This is a genomic window from Dyella sp. 333MFSha (genome assembly GCF_900102405.1).
Lineage (GTDB): Bacteria > Pseudomonadota > Gammaproteobacteria > Xanthomonadales > Rhodanobacteraceae > Luteibacter > Luteibacter mycovicinus.
In genome coordinates this window covers 342,177-363,013 of record NZ_FNBR01000002.1, presented here as the reverse complement: position 1 = coordinate 363,013, position 20,837 = coordinate 342,177, and the positions used below count along the sequence as shown (strand labels likewise).

Genomic DNA, 20,837 nt, shown 5'->3' with positions numbered 1-20,837 from the left:
TTATGAATGAGAACAAGGGCCGCGCTCCGCGCGGCATGAGCGTGGGTGCACGCCTGACATTGCAGGTCGTCGGCATCGTGGCCCTGGGGGTCGCGGCACTCACCCTCGTCATCACCAGCATGGTGTCGAGACAACTCGAATCGCGGGCGCGCGAGGAACTCGCTCGTGGCAACCGGTCGATCATCGCGACGGTAAACACGTTCAGCGGCGCGCTGGTCGCGGAGTCCGATCGCTTTCTGGCGGTCTTCCAGAGCTATTTTCCGGCGCGGTTTACGGTGGACGACGCGCACCGGGTGACGATGGCCGGGAGATCCGTGCCGGCGCTCATGCACGGCGGCAAAGTGCTGAACGACGATGTCACGCTCATCGACCAGTTCTCGTCCGGCGCCCATGTGGTCGCCACGCTGTTCGTGCGCGACGGGCAGGATTTCGTCCGCGTGACCACCTCGCTGAAGAAAGACGACGGATCGCGTGCCGTGGGCACGTCGCTGGATCACGCGCATCCGGCCTTTCCGCTGCTGCTCGCCGGCAAGTCGTATGGTGGGCCCGCCGTGCTGTTCGACCGGCCGTATATCACCCGCTACGAGCCGATCCCGGACGAGAGCGGCAAGGTGATCGGCGTCTATTTCGTCGGCGTGGAGATCAGTGCCGAGATGGCGCGCCTCGCCCAGGAGATCGCCTCGATCCGCATCGGTGAGACGGGCCACTTTGCCGTCATCGACGCGGCCCCCGGAAAGCGCTACGGCACGCTCATCGTCGACCCGACGGCGACGGACGCCGCCGCGAGGGCGCCGGGTGCCGCGCTGAAGGTCATGGACGTCGAAGGCAAGCCGGTCTTTGGCCGCATGCTCAACGCGCGGGAGGGCGAGATGCGCTACCGGATCGACGCGCAGGGTCGCGTGGTCGACCGGTTGTCGATCTACGCGACCAATGCCGCCTGGAGCTGGCTGGTCGCTGGCACGATCGACCTCGATGAGCTGTACGGCCCGGTGCGTCACCTGACCATGGTCGCGATCGGTGCGAGCATCGTGCTGGTCGTCGCCCTGTGCATCGTGCTGTTCGTGGCGATCCGCTCGCGGATCACGCGTCCGCTTGCTGAAGCGGTCAACGCGGCGCGCAGGCTGGCCGAGGGCGATCTCACCGCGCGTATCGGCTCGACCCGTGCCGACGAGATCGGTCAGCTGATGCGGTCGATCGACGGTATCGGCGATGGACTGGGCGATATCGCCCGATCGGTGCGCAAGGCTGCCGCCAGCATGACGGGGAGCACGTCCGAGATCGCGGCGGGCAATGCGGATCTGTCGTCACGTACCGAAACACAAGCCCACGAGCTGCAGCTGACGGCGTCCAGTCTGGACCTGCTCACCCGTACCGTGCGCGATAACGCGGCTCACTCCGAGCGGGCCAGCACCCTGGCTGGGGATGCCAGCGTCGCCGTGCAGCAGGAGGCGGGCTCGATGCAAGAGGCGGTGGAGGCGATGAACGGCATCCAGGCGTCGGCGCAGCGCATCGTCGATGTCATCGGCATCATCAATGGCATTGCCTTTCAGACCAATATTCTGGCGCTGAACGCGGCGGTGGAAGCGGCTCGCGCAGGGGAGCAGGGCAAGGGATTCGCCGTGGTGGCCGAAGAAGTCCGTAGCCTCTCGCAGCGCAGTTCCAGTGCGGCGAAGGAAATCGAAGCACTGATCAATGAATCGGTCGCCCAGGTGGACGCCGGTCACGGTCTGGTCACCGACGCTGGCCGCAACATGCAGGTCGTGATCGGCCGCATCCGCGATGTGGCCGATCTCATGGGCCAGGTCAGTCGCGCGTCCAGCGACCAGTCGGAGCAGATCGGCCGGATCAACCATGCGGTGTCCCGCATGGATGAGTCGACCCAGCAGAATTCGGCGCTGGTCGAGGAGGCCGCGGCCGCGGCCAGGAGCCTCGAAGATCAGGCCGCGGAACTGTCACGCGTGGTCGAGGTATTCCAGCTCTGATCAGCCTTCGAGTTCTTCCCAGCGCGCGAAGGCCGCATCCAGCTCGGCCTGCACCTTCGCCAGTTCGTCGTTCGCCCGCGTGATCGCGGCCGCATCCTGCTGGTAGTACTTCGGGTCGTTCATCGCCTCGGTGCGCTTCGCGATCTCCGTCTCGAGTTCTTCGAGCTTCGCCGGCAGCAGGTCCAGCTCGCGCTGTTCCTTGAAGGACAGCTTTTTCTTCGGTGCGGCGACGGGAGCGGCTGCCGGTGCCGCGGCGGGTGCCGCTGGCTTCGCGCTGGCGGCGTTGGCGGCCTTCGCCGCCTCGATCGCGGGCTTCTGTCGCAGCCAGTCGCTGTAACCGCCGATGTACTCGCCGACGTCGCCGTCGCCTTCAAGCACGAGCGTGCTGGTCACGACGTTGTCGATGAAGTCACGATCGTGAGACACGAGCAGCAGGGTGCCGGTGTATTCGTTGAGCAGTTCTTCGAGCAGTTCCAGCGTCTCGACATCGAGGTCGTTGGTCGGTTCATCCATCACCAGCAGGTTGGACGGCTGCGCGAACAGCTTGGCCAGCAGCAGGCGGTTGCGCTCGCCGCCGGACAGGCGGGTGATCGGCGCGCGTGCACGCTCCGGCGAGAACAGGAAGTCCTGCAGGTAGCCGATGATGTGCTTCCGCTGCCCGTTGAGCTCGATGTATTCACGGCCTTCGGCCACGTTGTCCAGCGCGTTCATGCTGTCGTCCAGCGTGGAGCGGTGCTGGTCGAAGTAGGCGATCTGCAGGCTGGTGCCGAGCGTGGATTCGCCCGTCTGCGGCTTGAGTTCGCCCAGCAGGATCTTCAGCAGCGTGGATTTGCCCGCGCCGTTGGGGCCCATGATGCCGACACGGTCACCGCGCATGATCGTGGTGGAAAGGTCTTTCAGCAGCGTGCGCCCGCCGTAGCCGTGGGTGACGTGCTTGACGTCGACCACCTTGCGCCCGGACGACTGCGCATTGCCCAGCGTGATCTTCGCGGTGCCGGTCTGCTCGCGACGTTCGCCACGTTCGCGACGCAGTGCCTTCAGGGCGCGAACGCGCCCTTCGTTACGCGTGCGGCGTGCCTTGATGCCCTGCCGAATCCAGACTTCTTCCTGGGCCAGCTTGCGGTCGAAGTGCGCGGTGGCCTGGGCTTCGGCGTGCAGGCGCTCTTCGCGGCGGCGCAGGTAGTTGTCGTAGTCGCCCGGCCAGCTGGTGACGCTGCCGCGGTCGATCTCGACGATGCGGGTCGCCAGCGCGCGCAAGAAGCTGCGGTCATGGGTGATGAAGACGATGCTGCCGGTGAAGCTCTTGAGGAAACCTTCGAGCCACGCGATCGCCTCGATATCGAGGTGGTTGGTCGGCTCGTCGAGCAGGAGGAGGTTCGGGTCGCGAACCAGGGCCTGGCCCAGAAGCACGCGACGCTTCATGCCGCCGGAGAGGTCGGCGAAGTCGGTGCCCGCGGGAAGCTCGAGGCGCTCGATCACCTGCTGGACGCGCGAGTCCAGATCCCAGGCGTTGTGGGCCTCGATCTGCGTCTGCACGTCGCCGAGGGCATCCATGTCGCCCTCTTCGAGCAGATGGTGATAGCGCGCGAGCAGATGACCCAGTTCCCCAAGGCCGTCGGCCACCACGTCGAACACGCTGCCGGTGGTGTCCTGCGGGACTTCCTGCGTCAGGCGCGCGATGCGCGTACCGCCCTGCAGGCGGATCTCACCGTCTTCGGCGTGGATCTCGCCGGCGATGAGCTTGAGCAGGGTGGACTTGCCCGCGCCGTTGCGCCCGACGACGCAGACGCGTTCGCCGGCGTCGAGGGAGAGATTCACCTGTTCGAGCAGGAGCGGGCCGCCGACGCTGTAGTCGACATTGAGGAGTTGGATAAGAGACATCCCCCATTGTACCCGGCGGGAGCCAGCGCTGCCCTTCAGTCCGTATCGACGGTGTACCGGGTGTGCTGGCGCCAGGTGACGCCGGGCCGGAGGATCGCGCCCTCGGCCTCGCTGCCGTTGACCTGGTCCGGAAAGGCCTGGGCCTCGAGCGCGAAGCCGGCAAACGGGCCGTAGGCGTCCCCGTGACGGCCCGGCTGACCGGCCAGTTTCTGGCCGCTGTAGAACTGCAGCCCCGGCCGGTCGGTCCTCACCGTGAGGCGGCGTCCGCTGGACGGCTCGCTGACCACGGCGACGACGCGGGCCGCCTCGCCCACGGGCCCATGCGGGATGTAGCAGTGATCGAAGCCTCCCACCAGCTGTAGCTGGGGGTCCGGCCAATGCAGCCGCGATCCGATCGGCGCCGGTTCGCGGAAGTCGAAGGCCGTACCGGCGACATGCTGGCGGCCGACCGGGATCGCGCCCGCGTCGATGGCCAGAAACTCATCCGCGTCGATACGGATGACGTGGTCGCGGATATCCGGGCGGCGGTCGTTGAGGTTGAAGTACGGGTGCGCCGTGAGGCTGAGCGGCGTGGGGGCATCGCTTTCCGCCTCATAGCGGAGGTCGAGGCTGCCGTCGTCCTCCAGCTGCACGCGCAGGGTCACCCGCACTTCGCCCGGAAAGCCGCCATCCCCCTCGGGTGAGACGAGGCGTAGCAGCAAGGCGTCGCCGTCCGGTTCGACGTCCCAGCGCTGCAGGTGAAAACCGTCGTGGCCGCCGTGCAGGTGGTTGCCGCCGTCATTGCGGTCCACCCGGTAGTCGATGCCGTCGACGCTGAAGCGTCCCCCGCGTATGCGGTTGGCCCAGCGTCCGACGATGGCGCCCATATACGCCGTGGAGGCGAGGTACTGCTGCGCGTCGGCGTGACCGAGCAGAATGTCGCCGACGCGTCCCTGCCGGTCCGGCGCCTGCCACGAGAGCAGGGTGCCGCCGAGGTCGGTGATGTCGATCTGCGCGTCGCGGGCGTTGCGCAGGGTCCAGCGGTGGAGCGGGCGGCCGTCGGGGAGCTGTCCCCAGGCGGTGGTATTCGATACGGGCATGGGTAGAGCGTTCCCTGCGGACGGCGATCAGGTCGTCGTCTTGCGATGGAGGTCGAGGTACTGGCGCGGCGTGCAGTCGTACTCACGACGGAATACCGCATACATGTATTGCAGCGACGTGAAGCCGCAACGCAGCGCGATGTCCGCGAGCGGCACGTCGGAGTTGGCGATGAGGTCGCAGGCCGTGTCGAGCTTGTGCTTAAGGATCACCTGATGGACGGTCTGCTTGAGCTCGCGCTTGAAATGTTCCTCGAGCACGGTCCGCGATACGCCCACGTAGTCGGCGACCTGTTCGGTCTTGATGCCGAGGCAGCCGTACTGACGGATATAGTGGCTGGCGCGCATGACGTGCGGGCTGCGCATCGGCTGGAAGCGGCTCGAGACCTGCACGTTGATGCCCACCGGTGGCACGAGGATGCGCGAGCTCGAGCAATCCACGCCCCGCAGCATCTGGTGCAGCAGGTGCGCCGCGGTGCGCCCCATCTCCTCGGCACCCTGAATCACCGACGTCAGCGGGATGCGCGTCAGCAGCTGGGCCATCGGGTCGTTGTCGATACCGACGATCGCGATCTGCTCCGGTACCGCGAAGCCACCCATGACGCAGGCCTGCAGGAGCTGGCGCGCACGGGCGTCAGTCACGGCGATGATGCCGATGGGCTTGGGCAGCTCGGCCAGCCACGTGATCAGTTCCTCCACCGCGTGGCCCCAGCCACCCGCACTGGTGGGGGAGCCTTCGTAGACGACGCCGTCGATGGATTCCTCGCGAACGATGGCCTCGAAGGCGTGTTCGCGCTCCTGCGCCCAGCGGCTGCCCGGGCTCGGGGGGATGCCGTAGAAGGCGAAGCGCGTGAGGCCCTGCTCGATCAGGTGGTCATAGGCCAGCCGCACGAGGCGCGCATTGTCGGTGGCGATATAGGGAACGCCCGCCGGATAGGCGGAAGCGTCGTGGTAGGAGCCGCCGACGGCGACCACGGGGATGTGCAGGTCGCGCAACGCATCCGGGGCGTCGGGGTCGTCGAAGTCGGCGATGACGCCGTCGCCCTGGAAGTCGTGGATGTCGCGCATCCGGCTGCGGAAGTCCTCTTCCATGAAGAGGTCCCACTCTACCCGCGTGCTGTTGAGGTAATGCCCAATCCCGGCGATGACCTGACGGTCATACACCTTGTTGGCATTGAAAAGCAGGGCGATGCGGTGCGGTGCCATGGCGGCGAAAACTAGCAGGAATCCGCGCTCCCGGCCATGACGCACCGCGGCAAAGAAAAGTACCGGGGTGGCGACTGAAATCGCAATTGCGCGGTATGCCCCCGGATCGTCAGCATCGACGGAATTCGCCCCCCTGTTTGTCAAGGATTTGTTATGTCGTACTTTTCGCACATTCCGAAGATCGCCTACGAAGGTCCGCAGTCGGACAATCCGCTCGCCTTCCATCACTACGATGCGAAGAAGCAGATCCTTGGCAAGAGCATGGCCGAGCACCTGCGCCTCGCCGTCTGCTACTGGCACACCTTCGTGTGGCCGGGCTCGGATGTCTTCGGTGCCGGCACGTTCGAGCGTCCCTGGCAGACCGCGGGCGACCCGCTGGAGAAGGCGCGTGAGAAAGCCGACGCCGCCTTCGACTTCTTTTCCCGCCTCGGCACGCCGTTCTACACGTTCCACGACACCGACGTGGCACCGGAAGGCGCGAACCTCGCCGAATACCGGAACAACTTCGCCGCGATGGTCGACGTGCTCGAGAAGAAGCAGGCCGAAACCGGCGTGAAGCTGCTCTGGGGCACGGCCAACGTGTTCAGCAACCCGCGCTACGCCGCCGGTGCCGCGACCAATCCGCAGCCGGAAGTGTTCGCCTACGCCGCGACGCAGGTCCGTCACGCCATGGAAGCCACGCATCGCCTCGGCGGTGAGAACTACGTGCTGTGGGGCGGCCGCGAAGGCTACGAGACCCTGCTCAACACCGACCTCAAGCGCGAGCGCGCGCAGCTGGGCCGGTTCTTCCAGATGGTCGTCGAACACAAGCACAAGCTCGGCTTCAAGGGCACGATCCTGATCGAGCCGAAGCCGCAGGAGCCCACCAAGCACCAGTACGACTACGACAGCGCCACGGTGTACGGCTTCCTCAAGGACTTCGGTCTGGAGAACGAGGTCAAGACCAACCTCGAAGCGAACCACGCCACGCTGGCCGGCCATTCGTTCCAGCACGAGGTCGCCACCTCCATCGCGCTGGGTCTGTTCGGCTCGATCGACGCCAACCGCGGCGATCCGCAGAACGGCTGGGACACCGACCAGTTCCCGAACAGTGTCGAAGAGCTCACCCTGGTGACCTATGAGATCCTCAAGGCCGGCGGCTTCACCACGGGCGGTTACAACTTCGACACCAAGGTGCGTCGCCAGAGCAGCGCGGCGGAGGATCTCTTCCACGGTCACATCGGTGGTATCGACGCGCTGGCGCTGAGCCTCGAGCGTGCGGCGAAACTGATCGAGCGCGACGCCCTCGCCGACTTCAAGGCGAAGCGCTACGCTGGCTGGGATGCCGAGCTGGGTGCGAAGATCCTCAACGGTGGTTTCACGCTCGCTTCCCTGTCGGACGAGGCGATCGCACGCGACATCCACCCGAAGCACGTCTCCGGCGGCCAGGAATTGCTCGAAAATATCGTCAACCGTTATATCTACGGCTGATAGGGAGTTCGTTTTGATGGAAGCACAGGCACGCATGTACCTCGGTATCGACCTCGGCACCTCGTCGGTGAAGGCGGTGCTGATCGACGACACGGGGGCCGTGCGGGCCAGTGCGTCCAGCCCGCTCGAGGTGTCCCATCCCAGGCCGCGCTGGTCCGAGCAGGATCCCGCGGCCTGGTGGGCGGCCACCGAGGCGGCGGTCACGGATGTCCTCAAGGGTGCCGATGCCCGCCGTGTGGCGGCCATCGGTCTCTCGGGCCAGATGCACGGCGCGACCCTTCTCGATAAGTCAGACAATATCCTGCGGCCCGCGATTCTCTGGAACGACACCCGGTCCGATATCGAGGGTGCCGAACTGGAAAAGGTGCCGGGCTTCCGCTCGATCACCGGCAACGTCGCTTTTCCGGGCTTCACGGCGCCCAAGCTCGCCTGGGTCCGCAAGCACGAGCCCGAGATCTTCGCGCAGGTCGCCAGGGTGCTGCTGCCCAAGGACTATCTGCGGCTGAAGCTCACCGGTGAGTACATGACCGATGCCTCCGACGCGGCCGGCACGCTCTGGCTCGACGTCGAGAAGCGTCAGTGGAGCGATGCGATGCTCGCCGCGACCGGCCTGGATCGTTCGCACATGCCCGAGGTCTTCGAAGGCAGCCAGCCGGCGGGTCGGCTGAGCCGGGAGCTGGCGGATCGATGGGGCATGGATACCGTGCCCGTCGCCGCCGGTGGTGGCGACAACGCGGCGGGTGCCGTCGGCGTGGGTATCGTCCGCAGCGGTCAGGCGATGCTCTCGCTGGGCACCTCGGGCGTGTACTTCGCGGTGTCCGATGGTTTCCGTGCCAGCCCCGAGCAGGCCGTGCACAGCTTCTGCCATGCCTTGCCGGACACCTGGCACCTGATGTCGGTGATGCTCAACGCGGCCAGCTGCCTGGACTTCACCGCCCGCCTCACGGGCTTCAAGGATGTCCCGGCACTGCTGGCGGAAGCCGAAGCCGCCGGCCTGAAACCCGACGGCCCGGTGTTCCTGCCTTACCTCACGGGTGAGCGCACGCCGCACAACGATGCTCATGCACGCGGCTCATTCACCAACCTGGGTCCGGGCACGCTGCGCGCGGATCTCGCCAACGCCACGCTCGAGGGTGTCGGCCTGGGTCTGCTCGACGGCTTGCTGGCGGTCGAGTCGACCGGCCTGGTGGCCGACGAGATCACGGTCATCGGCGGCGGCTCGCGTAGTGCCTACTGGACTCAGATGCTGGCCGACATTCTGGGCAAGAAGCTGGTGTTGCGCGCCGGTGGCGAAGTCGGCCCGGCGCTCGGCGCGGCCCGTCTCGCACGCCTGGCGGTGGACCCGCAAGCCACGCTGGATGAGGCCTGCCCGATGCCGGAGGTTACCGCCGTCCGCGAGCCCGATGCAGCGCGTCATGCATATTTTCTTCAAACACGTCACCCTCTGTTCCGCCGCTCGTACGAGCGTTTGAAGCCGCTGTATTCCGACGCCGCCTGAGGCGACGAATTTCCGCCCTGAAGAGGGTGAACCCAGAAGCATGGAGATGAGCATGAAGCACAACGCCCTATACACGTTGCTCGCCGTATCGATGGTCGGCGCCAGTATTTTCGCGGCGCCGCAGGCGCACGCCAGCAAGGAAAAGCCGGTCATCGGCTTCTCCATCGACGACCTGCGCGTCGAGCGCTGGACCAAGGACCGCGATTATTTCAAGGCTGCCGCTGAAGCCAAGGGCGCCACGGTCTCGGTGCAGTCCGCCGATGCCAACGAGCAGAAGCAGATCCAGCAGATCGAGAACCTGATCTCGCGCAAGGTCGACGTCATCGTCATCGTGCCGTTCAACGCCAAGACCCTGACGACCGTCGTGGCCGAAGCGAAGAAGGCCGGCATCAAGGTCATCTCCTATGATCGCCTGATCCTCAACGCCGACGTCGACGCCTACATCTCGTTCGACAACGACAAGGTCGGTCAGATGCAGGCCCAGGGCGTGGTCAACGCCGCACCCAAGGGCAACTACTTCCTGCTCGGCGGCGCGCCCACCGACAACAACGCCAAGATCCTCCGCGAAGGCCAGATGAAGGTGCTCAAGCCGCTGGTCGACAAGGGCGACATCAAGATCGTCGGTCAGCAGTGGACCAACGAGTGGCTGGCCTCCAACGCGCAGTCGATCATCGAAAACGCGCTGACCGCCAACAAGAACAACATCCAGGGCATCGTCGCTTCCAATGACGGCACCGCGGGTGGCGCCATCGCCGCGCTGAACGGCCAGAAGCTCGCCGGCAAGGTCGCCGTGTCGGGTCAGGACGCCGATCTCGCCGCGATCAAGCGGATCAAGGCCGGTACGCAGACCATGACGGTCTACAAGCCGATCAAGACCATCGCCACGGATGCCGCCAACCTTGCGGTCGACCTCGCCCAGGGCAAGGCGCCGAACTTCACCTCCAAGATGAACAACGGCAAGGGCGACATCAACACCATCCTGCTGACCCCGACCCTGCTGACCAAGCAGAACGTCGATCTCGTGGTCAAGGACGGCTTCTATACCCAGGCCCAGGTGGGTCAGTAAGATCGGGGGCGCCCCGCTTCGTGCGGGGCGCCACCTTGAGTGAGGAAGACCGTGAGCGAATACCTGTTCGAGATGCGCCAGATCGTCAAGGAATTCTCCGGCGTACGTGCGCTCAATGGCATCGACCTGGCCGTGCGGCCCGGTGAATGCGTGGGCCTGTGCGGAGAGAACGGCGCAGGCAAGTCGACCCTGATGAAAGTCCTCTCCGGCGTGTACCCCTATGGCACGTGGGAAGGCGAGATCCTCTTTGACGGCAAGCCGCTGCGGGCGCAGTCGGTGCGTGACAGCGAAGCGGCCGGCATAGTGATCATCCACCAGGAGCTGATGCTGGTACCGCAGCTCTCCGTCGCCGAGAACATCTTTCTCGGCAACGAGATCCGTAAATTCGGCGGTGTGATGGATTACGACGCCATGTATGCGAAGGCCGAGGCGCTGCTCGCCCGGCTCAAGCTCAAGGACGTCAACGTAGCGGCCCCTGTCATGAACTACGGCGGCGGCTACCAGCAGTTGTTCGAGATTGCCAAGGCGCTGGCGAAAAACGCGCGCCTGCTGATCCTCGACGAGCCCTCGTCGTCGCTGACCTCCTCCGAGACCGACACGCTGTTGTCGATCATCGAGGACCTCAAGCGCGACGGTGTGGCCTGCGTTTACATCTCTCACAAGCTCGACGAAGTGGCACGCGTGTGCGACACGGTCACGGTCATCCGCGACGGCAAGCACATCGTCACGAAGCCGATGAGCGAGATGACCACGCACACGATCATCACCGCGATGGTCGGGCGCGAGATCGAAAACCTGTTCCCGAAGATGGACCACGACATCGGCGAGGTGATCTTCGAGGCGAAGCACGTCACCTGCTGGGACGTGGCCAACCCGAACCGCAAGCGCGTCGACGACATCTCGTTCGAAGTGCGTCGCGGCGAGATCGTCGGTATCGCCGGGCTCGTCGGCGCGGGTCGTACCGAACTGGTCTCGGCGATCTTCGGCGCCTACCCCGGCCGCTACGAGGCCGAGCTGGTGCTCGAGGGCAAGTCGATCAAGATCCGTTCGCCCGAGCAGGCGATCAAGGCCGGTCTGTCGCTGGTGCCGGAAGACCGTAAACGCCAGGGTATCGTGCCGCTGCTGGGTGTGGGCGACAACATCACGCTCGCCACGCTGGCGCATTATGCGCACGCCGGGCAGATCGACCGTCAGGCCGAGCTGCAGGTGGTCGACACCGAGATCAAGCGGCTGCGCGTCAAGACGGCCAGTCCCGAACTGGCGATCGTCGGATTGTCCGGCGGCAACCAGCAGAAGGCGGTCCTGACCAAAATGCTGTTGCCCGGCCCCAAGGTGCTTATCCTCGACGAGCCGACCCGCGGCGTCGACGTCGGCTCCAAGTACGACATCTACAAGCTGATGTTCGAACTGGCCGCCAAGGGCGTCGCCATCATCATGGTCTCCTCGGAGATGCCCGAGGTGCTCGGCGTGAGCGATCGCGTTCTCGTCGTCGGCGAGGGCAAGCTTCGCGGCGACTTCAAGAACGTCGGTCTGACGCAGGAGCAGGTGCTCGCCGCCGCGATTTCACACGCCGCCGAGGGGCCCGCACACGCGGCCTGATCCTTCGAACCCATCCACGCGCCACCACGGAAGCTCCTCCATGCAGGCCCAGCAAATCCAGCAACTGTTCGTCCGCTACAAGATCCTCGCGCTGCTCATCGCCGTCGCGCTCATCTGGGTGTTTTTTCACGTAAAGACCGACCAGGCCTTCATCACGCCCGGCAACCTGTCCAACCTGTTCCGGCAGATGGCCATCACCGGCATGCTTGCCTGCGGCATGGTGTTCGTCATCATCGCGGGCGAGATCGATCTGTCGATCGGCTCGCAGCTCGGCCTGCTGGGTGGCGTGGTCGCCATCCTCACGGTCAACCAGGGCTGGGGCACGTGGACGTCCATCGGCGCCGTGCTGCTGCTCGGCCTGCTTATCGGTGCGTTCAACGGCTTCGTGGTCACCAAGATGCGCGTGCCGTCGTTCATCGTCGGTCTCGGCGGCATGCTGGCCTTCCGCGGTATCGTGCTTTACATCACCGGCAGCTCCACCATCGCGCCGGCGCCGGATGACCTCATCCAGCTCGGCCAGGGCTTCGTCCCGGTGGCGATGTCGCGCTGGATCGGCGCCATCATCTTCCTTGCCATGGTCGCGCTGACCGTCCGCCGGCGCATGCGTCGGGGCAAGCTCGGTCTGCAGCAGGGCGCGGTCTGGGTCGATGCGGTCAAGCTGGTCGCCATCGGCGCGGTTATCTTCGGCTTCGTGCGCACGCTCAACGACGCCAACGGCATCCCCATTCCGGTGATGATCCTGCTCGGCCTGCTCGCCGTATTCACCTACGTCTCCACCCAGACCGTGTTCGGTCGCCATATCTACGCGGTCGGCGGCAACATGGAGGCGACGCGCCTCTCGGGCGTCAACGTCGCCCGGGTCAAGCTGGTCGTGTTCGCGCTGATGGGCCTGATGTGCGCTTTCGCCGGCATCATCACCGTGGCCCGCACCGGTTCGGGTTCGCCCTCCGCCGGTACCGGCGGCGAGCTGGACGCCATTTCCGCCTGTTTCATCGGCGGCACGTCGATGCGCGGCGGTTCCGGCACGGTCTACGGCGCGCTGATCGGCGCCCTCGTCATGGCCAGCCTCGACAGCGGCATGCAGCTGATGGATGTCGACAACTCCTGGCAGATGATCATCAAGGGCGCGATCCTGGTGCTCGCCGTGTGGGTGGACGTGCTGTCGGGTTCGAACCGTAACGGCTGAGCATGAAAATCATGGACGATTTCGACACCCTCCAGGGTCAGTGGCGCCAGGTTCGGTTCGAAGATAACGGCATCATCGACCCGCCGGATGACCACGGCGGGCATGGCGCGATCACCCTCATCGAGGGCGATACCTTCTCGGTGCGTCGGGAAGGCGGCGAGGTGCTGCTCGCCGGACACTTCGTGCTCGATACGACCACGCAGCCGAAGTCGATCACCTGGATCGACAGCATGGGCGACGACGCGGGTAAGCGCCTGCCCGCCAGCTACGTATTGGACGACGACCAGTTCCTCTTCATCGCGGCCGATGAAGGTATGGCCCAGCCGAAGGCATTCGTCACGTCCCCGGGGCTGACGTTGCGCGGCTTCGTCCGGCATCGCCCCTAAAAATGTAGGAGCGCGCCTGCGCGCGATGCTCTTGCGCTGACCATCGTGCGTCAGGCGTTAAGGGCATCGCGCGCGAGGCGCGCTCCTACAGGTCTTATTTCCCGCTGTTCAGCGCCCGAGCCATCTTCAGATGTTGCTTCAGCGTCGGCAGGGTCTTCTTCGCGAAGGCTTGCAGTTCCTTGTTCGAGCCCTTCTCGGCCTCGACCTCGAAGATGGCGATGGCCTTTTCGTGATCGGCGACGGCGACCTTCGCGTATTCCTTGTCGAACGCCGCGCCATTGAGGCGCTTCAGCGCGTCGATGTCTTTCTGGTTCGCGGGCGGCGGACTCTCGGCGGTGGCATAGCCGCGGTCTCCGCTCGCAAGATTCTTCAGCTCCTCGCCCGACTTGGTGTGGTCGTCGACCATGTGCTGGCCGAACGACTTCACCTTGGCCGATCCGCCGTTGGTCACGGCGATCTTGCCCAGCTCCACTTCGGCCAGGCCTGCGCCGCTGGCATTGGTGACGAAGCCGGCATCGGTCGGGGTACCGCCCTTGGAATCGGTCTGCTTGGTGTCGTCCTGCGCATGGGCGGCGAAAGGAACGGCAGCCACGAGTAGCGCGGTCGCGATGAGGCGGGGCAGGGTGCGTGACATCATGGATTCTCCGGTAGCACGGTAACGGCTCTCAGGTGTCTCATTCCAGCCATGAAAGCGTTGTGACCCCGGCGGCAACTTTCTGAAGTTCCTGAACGAAAACGGGCGCCCGAAGGCGCCCGTTTCCTATCGCATGTCGCACAAAACTTACTTGCGACGAGCAACCGTCGCGCCGAGGCCGGCGGCGTCGCGCAGGACGTCAGCCTTGTCGGTCTTCTCCCAGGAGAACGCCGTGAACGTGTTGCCGTTCTTGTCGGTGACGTCGTACGGCTTGCGGCCGAAGTGACCGTTGGAGGCGGTCGGCTGGTACATCGGGTGGACCAGATCGAGCATCTGGATGATGCCGTACGGGCGCAGGTCGAAATGTTTGCGAATCAGCTTCTCGATCTTCTCGTCGGGGATCTTGCCGGTACCGAAGGTGGTCACCGAGATCGAGGTCGGCTCGGCGACGCCGATGGCGTAGCTGACCTGGATTTCGCAACGGTCGGCGAGGCCGGCCGCGACGATGTTCTTGGCGACGTAGCGCGCGGCATAGGCAGCCGAACGGTCGACCTTGGACGGATCCTTGCCCGAGAACGCGCCACCACCGTGACGGGCCCAGCCGCCGTAGGTGTCGACGATGATCTTACGGCCGGTCAGGCCGCAGTCGCCCACCGGTCCGCCGATGACGAACTTGCCGGTCGGGTTGATGTGGAACTTGGTGCCCTTGTGCAGGAGCTTCGCCGGCAGCACGGGCTTGAGGATCAGCTCGCGCACGCCTTCGATCAGGTCCTTCTGCTTGACGTCGGGATCGTGCTGGGTCGAGAGCACGACGGCGTCGATGGCGACGGCTTCGCCGTTCTCGTAGCGCAGGGTGACCTGGCTCTTGGCATCCGGGCGAAGCCACGGCAGCGGCGAGTTCTTCTTCTTGCGGACCTTGGTCTGCTGCTCGACGAGACGATGCGCGTAGTGGATCGCCGCGGGCATGTACTCGGTGGTTTCGTTGGTCGCATAGCCGAACATCAGGCCCTGGTCGCCAGCGCCCTGTTCTTCCGGCTTCTTGCGGTCCACGCCCTGGTTGATGTCGGGCGACTGCTTGCCGATCAGGTTGAGAACGCCGCAGGTCTCGCCGTCGAAGCCGACTTCCGAGGAGTCGTAGCCGATGTCGAGGATGACCTTACGGGTCAGCGCTTCCAGATCGATCCAGGCGCTGGTGGTGATCTCACCCGCGACGATGGCGACACCGGTCTTCACCAGCGTCTCGCAGGCCACGCGCGCACGCGGGTCCTGGGCCAGGATGGCGTCCAGAACGGCGTCGGAGATCTGGTCGGCGATTTTGTCCGGATGGCCTTCGGAGACCGACTCGGAGGTGAAGAGGAAATTGCTCATCGAGGGTATATATCCTTCTTTACGGATAAAGAGATAAATGGGGCGCGCCATGATACACGCCCCGTCGCCGGTTTGCAGCGGCAAGGGTACCCCCGGCGGGTGACGATTGCATGGATGTTCAGCGGGGGAAGGGGTAGGAGGGGTTGGGAGGGGGTTGCCGCCCGCTCTGTTGGCTTTTCGCGCGCGGGGCGCGCTCCTACGGCAGCCGCCGTGTGGGAGCGCGCCCCGCGCGCGAAAGGCCAACAGCGCGGGGACACGGTGCCCCTTTTTCCGTCAGGCCACCTCCGCCAGCCGTTCGCGGGCCGCCCGGGCCACGGCCACCATTCCGGTCAGGGCCTCAGCTACCTCGGGCCAGCCGCGGGTCTTCAGGCCGCAATCGGGATTGACCCAGAGCTGGTCCGGACGAAGCACCTGGAGCGCCCGGGACAGCAGATCGGCCATTTCCTCCTTGCCGGGCACGCGCGGGGAGTGGATGTCGTAGACGCCGGGGCCGATCCCGTTCGGGTAGCGGAACCGTGTGAAGGCGTCCAGCAGCTCCATCCGCGAGCGGCTGGTCTCGATCGAGATCACGTCCGCGTCCATCGCGGCGACCGCCTCGATGATGTCGTTGAACTCCGAGTAGCACATGTGGGTATGGATCTGGGTCGAGTCGCTGACGCCACCCGCGGTGATCCGGAACGCGTCGACCGCCCAGTCCAGATAGGCGGCCCAGTCACGCCGGCGCAGCGGCAGGCCTTCGCGCAGCGCCGGCTCGTCGATCTGCACGATGCCGATGCCGGCTTTTTCGAGATCGTGGACCTCGTCACGCAAAGCCAGGGCGATCTGTCGGCACACCTCGGCACGCGGGAGATCGTCACGTACGAACGACCACTGCAGCATCGTCACCGGACCGGTGAGCATGCCCTTCATCGGCCTGGCGGTCAGGGACTGGGCGTATGCGGACCAGGCGACGGTCATCGCGGCGGGACGCGCCACGTCACCGAAGACGATCGGCGGCTTGACGCAGCGCGAGCCGTAACTCTGCACCCAGCCCAGAGACGTGAACGCGTAGCCTTGCAGCTGTTCGCCGAAGTACTCGACCATGTCGTTGCGCTCGGGCTCGCCGTGCACGAGGACATCGAGCCCCGCTTCTTCCTGAAACGTCACGGCGCGCCGCACCTCCTCGCGAAGCACGGCCGTATAAGCCTCGTCGTCGAGCTTGCCCGAGCGATGCGCGGCACGCGCAAGGCGTAGTTCCGTGGTCTGCGGAAACGAACCGATGGTGGTGGTCGGCAGGTCGGGCAGGCCGAAGCGCTGCTTCTGCACATTCGCGCGAAACGCGTAGGCCGAGCGGCGCTGTCCGAACTGGGGCGTCAGTCCACGCACGCGCGCCCGCACCTCGGTGCGCAGCACGTCGGGAGAAAGCAGCCGCGCCTCCACTGTCGCTTGCTGACGCGCGAGCGCGAGCTGCGCCGTTTCGTCGCCGACGGCGGCATCGGCATAGCGTCGCAGCTCGACGATCTTCTGCCGCGCGAACGACAGCCAGTCACCGATCGAACCCGGCAGGTGCTTTTCTTCCGACGCATCGATCGGCACGTGCAGCAGCGAGCACGAGGTCGACAGCCAGAGACGCCCGTCGCCGAGGCGCTCGCGTGCGCGGGCGATGCGCGGCGCGATGGCGGACGGGTCGCTCAACCAGATGTTGCGGCCGTCGAGCACGCCGGCGGACAGCACACGACCGGCAGGAAGCGCGTCGAGCACGGCATCCAGTTGCCCGGGCGCGCGCGCGAGATCGACATGCAGGCCGGCGACGGGCAACGACGCCGCCAGTTCGAGGTTGCCGCCGAGCTCGCCGAAGTAGGTCGCGAGCAGGATGCGGCCGCGCAACCGTTCACCGATGGCGGCATAAGCGCCGCGATAGGCCGCCTGCCAGTCCGGCTCGAGATCGAGCACGAGGGCCGGTTCGTCGACCTGGATCCAGTCGGCACCCGCGTCCGCGAGCGCATCGAGCAAACCGCTCCACGCCGGCAGCAACGCATTGAGCAGCGCGAGGGGATCGCTGCCGTCGACGGTCTTGGCCAGACGGAGGAAGGTCAGCGGACCGAGCAGTACGGGGCGCGCCGCATGGCCGAGTGCGATGGCTTCACGATATTCCGCGACGACCTTGTCGGCGCGCGTGGCAAACGACTGGCCCGCCTGCAGCTCGGGGACGATGTAGTGGTAGTTGGTGTCGAACCACTTGGTCATCTCCAGCGCGTGCAGGTCGACTTCGCCGTCCTGACGGCCTCGTGCCATGGCGAAATAGCCGGCCAGCGGATCGCGCTGATGGAGTGCACGGTAGCGCGGGGGAATGGCGTCGACCGCGACGGCGGCATCGAGCACCTGGTCGTAAAGCGAGAAGTCGTTGACGGGAACGCTGTCGGCTCCCGCGTCGCGCGCGAGGCGCCAGTGGCGTTTGCGGAGCTGACGGGCGACGGTGAGCAGGTCGTCGGCGCTGGTTTCACCCCTCCAGTGACTTTCGAGCGCGCGCTTCAGTTCGCGGCGTCGGCCGATGCGGGGAAAACCGGGGTAGGTAACGTGTGGCATGTGGATGATTCCTCTTCGTGGCAAAGAGGAGGGAAGGGCGGTTCGTCGCGGACGCACGTGCACTGCCACACGGAAGGTGCGGCAGCGTGAAGGCGTCATGCGGCTTGCCGTCGACCTTCGCCCCCGCGGGCGAACCGGACCCTCGCGCGAACGCGACGGCCCAGGTCGGGCAGGGCACACGCACCCATGACGGCACGCGCGCCCAGGCCGGCGGCAGGTCTTCGGGCTCGTGGATGTGGCACCTGGGTGCCGCCTTGCGTGTCGCTTCCCGGATCGCCATCGATCCAGTGCTGATGACGCGCTCGTCTCCACATACCGCTGCGGGGCAGCGCCGGATTCTCACCGGCTTCCCTCTTAGCTTTTATCCTTCCATTCGAATAGAGAGATAAAGACCGCTGGCGGCCCAGAGGTTAGCCCTACGGACGGGGCAGGTCAACGAGCCAGGCATGCATCGCGTCGACATGTCGCCCGCGACGATGCGCCAGGGCATCGGGAGTAGGGCATGGCGGCAAAGCACATCGTGATGGCGACGGTGGGATCGCAGGGTGACCTGTTTCCGTTCCTGTCCGTGGGGCGGGAGCTGGTGGCGCGGGGCCATCGGGTCACCATCGGTGCCCATGCGATTCATCGCGAGGCGGTGGCGGAGGCCGGGCTGAGGTTCGTCCTTGCCAGCGGGATCGCGGAGCCCGAGGACAAGGCCGCCTTCGCTGCCCGGGCGTTCCATCCGCTGCGCGGTCCGCGCTTCGTCGTACGCGACCTCGCCGCCGAGGATGTCGCCGCGAGCTACCGCGCGCTGGCGCCGGTATGTCTGGAGGCCGATGCGATCGTCACGTCGACGCTCGCCTTCGCCGGCCAGATTCTGGGCGAGACGACACGCGTGGCGTGGTTGTCCGCCGTCCTGTCGCCCGCGGTGTTCCTTTCCGCTTTCGATCCGCCGGCGACGGGCATGGCGCGACTCGACCGTTTCTTACGTGCGTCGCCGCGTCGTGGCGCATGGGTGCGCCGGATCGGCGAGCGGGTGACCGCACCGTGGACGCGTGCGGTGCGCAACTTCCGGCAGTCGCTGGGTCTGGCGCCGGTGTCGGTGTGGGGCGATCCGTTTCATCGCGGACAGCACGCGCGCGATGGCGTGCTGGCGATGTATTCGCCGTTGCTGGGTCACGCGCCGCAGGATGCCCCGGCGCACAGCGTGGTCACTGGCTATTGCCGTTACTCGCCCTTCAACGAAACCCTTCCCCCGGAGCTGTCGGCGTTTCTCGACGCGGGTGACGCGCCGATCGTGTTTACGCTGGGATCGGCGGCGGTGCACGCGGGCGAGGCCTTCCTTCGCGAGAGCATGGCGGCGGCAGGCGCGCTCGGACGTCGTGCCGTCTTGCTCACCGGCTCGCCCGAGATGCGCGCGCGCTTGCCCGACACGTTGCCAGCCGGGGTGATGGCTGTGGAATACGCGTCACACGGTGCGCTGTTCCCGCGCGCTTCCGCAGTGGTACACCACGGGGGTGTCGGCACGACGCAGGAGAGTTTGCGCGCGGGTTGTCCGGCGCTCGTGGTGCCGCATGGCTTCGATCAGCCTGACAACGCGGCGCGTGTGCTTCGGCTGGGTGTGGGCGATGTGTTGCCGGCATCGCGTTACCGCGCCGACCGGGCGGCGGCGAAGCTGCGCGTCCTCCTGACTGACGAAGGCGTGGCCTTGCGTGCCCAGCGCGCCGCGGGCGTCATCCGGGCCGAGCGAGGTGCGTCGCTGGCCGCGGACGTGATCGAACAGGCGATGGCGCGGCGGGGTTGAATCGCCGGCAGGGCCGGCTCCTACCAGAAGCGCGATGCGTTGCTCTGGTAGGAGCCAGCCCCGCTGGCGATCCGCGCGCAGCGCGGCGAGACCGCCGTATGGCAACAACATAGCCGAACTGCCGCAAGCAACGCTTACTCGAACCCTGCGATCGCCCGCGGCGTATAAGCCTCCTCCAAAGCGGCCGTCTCTTCCTCGGTCAGCTCCAGATCGATCGCCGCCACCGCATCATCGAGATGCTGCGGCTTCGACGCCCCGACGATCGGCGCAGTCACGCCGTCACGATGCGCCACCCACGACAATGCCACCTGCGCACGAGGCACGCCACGCGCATCGGCCACCTTCTTCACCGCCGCGACGATGGCGCGATCCGAATCTTCCGTGGCGTTGTAAAGCGTTCCGCCGAAGACATCGCTCTTCTGCCGGTCGCTGCCTTCGTCCCAGTCGCGCGTCAGCCGTCCGCGTGCCAGCGGGCTCCAAGGCAACACCGCGATGTGCTCGTCGATGCAGAACGGAATCATCTCGCGCTCTTCCTCACGCTGCAGCAGGTTGTAGTGATCCTGCATGCTGACGAACTTGGTCCAGCCGTGCATCCGCGAGGTGTAAACCATCTGCGCGAACTGCCACGCATACATCGACGAGGCGCCGAGGTAGCGGACCTTGCCGGCCTTCACCACGTCATGCAGCGCCTCGAGCGTTTCTTCGATGGGCGTGGTCTGGTCGTAGCGATGGATCTGCAACAGGTCGATGTAGTCGGTGCCGAGGCGGGCCAGTGAGTCGTCCACCGAATGGAAGATCGCCTTGCGCGACAGGCCGCCGCCGTTCGGACCCTTGCGCCAGTGGAAGAAGGTCTTGGTGGCGATCACCACCTCGTCGCGTTTCGCAAAATCTTTCAGGGCGCGTCCGACGATCTCCTCGGACGTGCCATCGGAGTAGGCGTTGGCCGTGTCGAAGAAGTTGATGCCAAGGTCCAGCGCCTTGCGAATGAAGGGGCGGCTCTGCTCTTCGTCCAGCGTCCAGGCGTGGTTTCCGCGGTCGGGAACGCCGTAAGTCATGCAACCGAGCACCAGCGGCGAGATATCCAGGCCGGTACGGCCGAGCTTGATGTAGCGCATGCGAAGACTCCATCGGGGA

General features: G+C 65.9%; 15 protein-coding genes and 1 riboswitch. Of the genes, 8 read left to right on the top strand and 7 right to left on the bottom strand.

Annotated features, from left to right (window positions below; translation table 11 throughout):
* The first annotated feature begins 2 nt into the window (after positions 1-2).
* Positions 3-1,982 carry a methyl-accepting chemotaxis protein gene (locus BLT40_RS08910; protein WP_176809131.1) on the top strand — a complete coding sequence of 660 codons (1,980 nt, stop codon included), beginning with the start codon at positions 3-5 and terminating at the stop codon, positions 1,980-1,982.
* Here the strand turns inward: BLT40_RS08910 and BLT40_RS08905 are convergent, their stop codons facing one another.
* Genes BLT40_RS08905 through BLT40_RS08895 form a run of 3 tightly spaced genes read right to left on the bottom strand, consistent with a single transcriptional unit; the run spans position 1,983 to position 6,145 of the window.
* A complete protein-coding gene (locus BLT40_RS08905) occupies positions 1,983-3,863 on the bottom strand; it encodes an ATP-binding cassette domain-containing protein (RefSeq protein WP_090352713.1) in 1,881 nt (626 codons plus the stop codon). It abuts the gene before it with no gap.
* Positions 3,864-3,898: 35 nt separating this feature from the next.
* Positions 3,899-4,942 (bottom strand): aldose epimerase family protein, encoded by a 1,044-nt coding sequence (locus tag BLT40_RS08900; RefSeq protein WP_090352712.1) that lies wholly within the window; start codon positions 4,940-4,942, stop codon positions 3,899-3,901.
* Positions 4,943-4,969: 27 nt separating this feature from the next.
* Entirely contained in the window at positions 4,970-6,145 is a 1,176-nt protein-coding gene (locus tag BLT40_RS08895) for a XylR family transcriptional regulator (RefSeq protein ID WP_079520462.1), read from the bottom strand.
* 153 nt (positions 6,146-6,298) lie between these two features.
* Between BLT40_RS08895 and xylA the strand changes: the two genes are divergently transcribed.
* From xylA to BLT40_RS08865, 6 genes are read left to right on the top strand one after another with little or no spacing between them, the layout of a single operon-like run.
* Positions 6,299-7,615: a xylose isomerase gene (gene xylA, locus BLT40_RS08890; protein WP_036110348.1), complete on the top strand. Its 1,317-nt coding sequence runs from the start codon at positions 6,299-6,301 to the stop codon at positions 7,613-7,615.
* A gap of 16 nt (positions 7,616-7,631) precedes the next feature.
* Entirely contained in the window at positions 7,632-9,113 is a 1,482-nt protein-coding gene (gene xylB, locus BLT40_RS08885; RefSeq protein WP_343123897.1) for a xylulokinase, read from the top strand.
* Positions 9,114-9,165: 52 nt separating this feature from the next.
* On the top strand, positions 9,166-10,179 hold the full coding sequence (xylF, locus tag BLT40_RS08880) for a D-xylose ABC transporter substrate-binding protein (protein WP_218124540.1): 1,014 nt from the start codon (positions 9,166-9,168) through the stop codon (positions 10,177-10,179).
* A gap of 51 nt (positions 10,180-10,230) precedes the next feature.
* Positions 10,231-11,778, top strand: a complete 1,548-nt coding sequence (locus BLT40_RS08875; RefSeq protein WP_090352710.1) for a xylose ABC transporter ATP-binding protein — start codon at positions 10,231-10,233, stop codon at positions 11,776-11,778.
* 40 nt (positions 11,779-11,818) lie between these two features.
* A complete protein-coding gene (locus BLT40_RS08870; protein ID WP_090352709.1) occupies positions 11,819-12,964 on the top strand; it encodes a sugar ABC transporter permease in 1,146 nt (381 codons plus the stop codon).
* Positions 12,965-12,966: 2 nt separating this feature from the next.
* Positions 12,967-13,350, top strand: coding sequence for a TIGR03067 domain-containing protein (locus BLT40_RS08865; RefSeq protein WP_218124539.1), 384 nt, complete (start codon positions 12,967-12,969; stop codon positions 13,348-13,350).
* Positions 13,351-13,444: 94 nt separating this feature from the next.
* Here the strand turns inward: BLT40_RS08865 and BLT40_RS08860 are convergent, their stop codons facing one another.
* The 3 genes from BLT40_RS08860 to metE all read right to left on the bottom strand — a co-directional run bounded on the left by BLT40_RS08860 (position 13,445) and on the right by metE (position 17,917).
* Entirely contained in the window at positions 13,445-13,987 is a 543-nt protein-coding gene (locus tag BLT40_RS08860; protein WP_090352708.1) for a DUF4142 domain-containing protein, read from the bottom strand.
* A gap of 144 nt (positions 13,988-14,131) precedes the next feature.
* Complete coding sequence (gene metK / locus BLT40_RS08855) at positions 14,132-15,352, bottom strand: methionine adenosyltransferase (protein WP_036110358.1); 1,221 nt, start codon at positions 15,350-15,352, stop codon at positions 14,132-14,134.
* A 273-nt stretch (positions 15,353-15,625) separates the two neighbouring features.
* Entirely contained in the window at positions 15,626-17,917 is a 2,292-nt protein-coding gene (gene metE / locus BLT40_RS08850; protein WP_090352707.1) for a 5-methyltetrahydropteroyltriglutamate--homocysteine S-methyltransferase, read from the bottom strand.
* A gap of 194 nt (positions 17,918-18,111) precedes the next feature.
* Positions 18,112-18,329: riboswitch (cobalamin riboswitch) on the bottom strand.
* Positions 18,330-18,419: 90 nt separating this feature from the next.
* Between metE and BLT40_RS08845 the strand changes: the two genes are divergently transcribed.
* The gene (locus BLT40_RS08845; protein ID WP_090352706.1) at positions 18,420-19,703 is read left to right on the top strand and encodes a glycosyltransferase; all 1,284 of its coding nucleotides are present in this window, start codon (positions 18,420-18,422) and stop codon (positions 19,701-19,703) included.
* Between the two features lie 134 nt (positions 19,704-19,837).
* On the opposite strand, the gene BLT40_RS08840 is transcribed toward BLT40_RS08845, so the two are convergent.
* The gene (locus BLT40_RS08840; RefSeq protein ID WP_090352705.1) at positions 19,838-20,818 is read right to left on the bottom strand and encodes an aldo/keto reductase; all 981 of its coding nucleotides are present in this window, start codon (positions 20,816-20,818) and stop codon (positions 19,838-19,840) included.
* Positions 20,819-20,837 lie beyond the last annotated feature (19 nt).

Coding starts and splice junctions, on each gene's coding strand:
- BLT40_RS08840 (WP_090352705.1), bottom strand. CDS start 20,818: ATGCGCTACATCAAGCTCGGCCGTACCGGCCTGGATATCTCGCCGCTG.
- BLT40_RS08860 (WP_090352708.1), bottom strand. CDS start 13,987: ATGATGTCACGCACCCTGCCCCGCCTCATCGCGACCGCGCTACTCGTG.
- BLT40_RS08900 (WP_090352712.1), bottom strand. CDS start 4,942: ATGCCCGTATCGAATACCACCGCCTGGGGACAGCTCCCCGACGGCCGC.
- BLT40_RS08870 (WP_090352709.1), top strand. CDS start 11,819: ATGCAGGCCCAGCAAATCCAGCAACTGTTCGTCCGCTACAAGATCCTC.
- xylA (WP_036110348.1), top strand. CDS start 6,299: ATGTCGTACTTTTCGCACATTCCGAAGATCGCCTACGAAGGTCCGCAG.
- metE (WP_090352707.1), bottom strand. CDS start 17,917: ATGCCACACGTTACCTACCCCGGTTTTCCCCGCATCGGCCGACGCCGC.
- BLT40_RS08905 (WP_090352713.1), bottom strand. CDS start 3,863: ATGTCTCTTATCCAACTCCTCAATGTCGACTACAGCGTCGGCGGCCCG.
- BLT40_RS08895 (WP_079520462.1), bottom strand. CDS start 6,145: ATGGCACCGCACCGCATCGCCCTGCTTTTCAATGCCAACAAGGTGTAT.
- BLT40_RS08845 (WP_090352706.1), top strand. CDS start 18,420: ATGGCGGCAAAGCACATCGTGATGGCGACGGTGGGATCGCAGGGTGAC.
- BLT40_RS08910 (WP_176809131.1), top strand. CDS start 3: ATGAATGAGAACAAGGGCCGCGCTCCGCGCGGCATGAGCGTGGGTGCA.
- xylB (WP_343123897.1), top strand. CDS start 7,632: ATGGAAGCACAGGCACGCATGTACCTCGGTATCGACCTCGGCACCTCG.
- BLT40_RS08865 (WP_218124539.1), top strand. CDS start 12,967: ATGAAAATCATGGACGATTTCGACACCCTCCAGGGTCAGTGGCGCCAG.
- xylF (WP_218124540.1), top strand. CDS start 9,166: ATGAAGCACAACGCCCTATACACGTTGCTCGCCGTATCGATGGTCGGC.
- metK (WP_036110358.1), bottom strand. CDS start 15,352: ATGAGCAATTTCCTCTTCACCTCCGAGTCGGTCTCCGAAGGCCATCCG.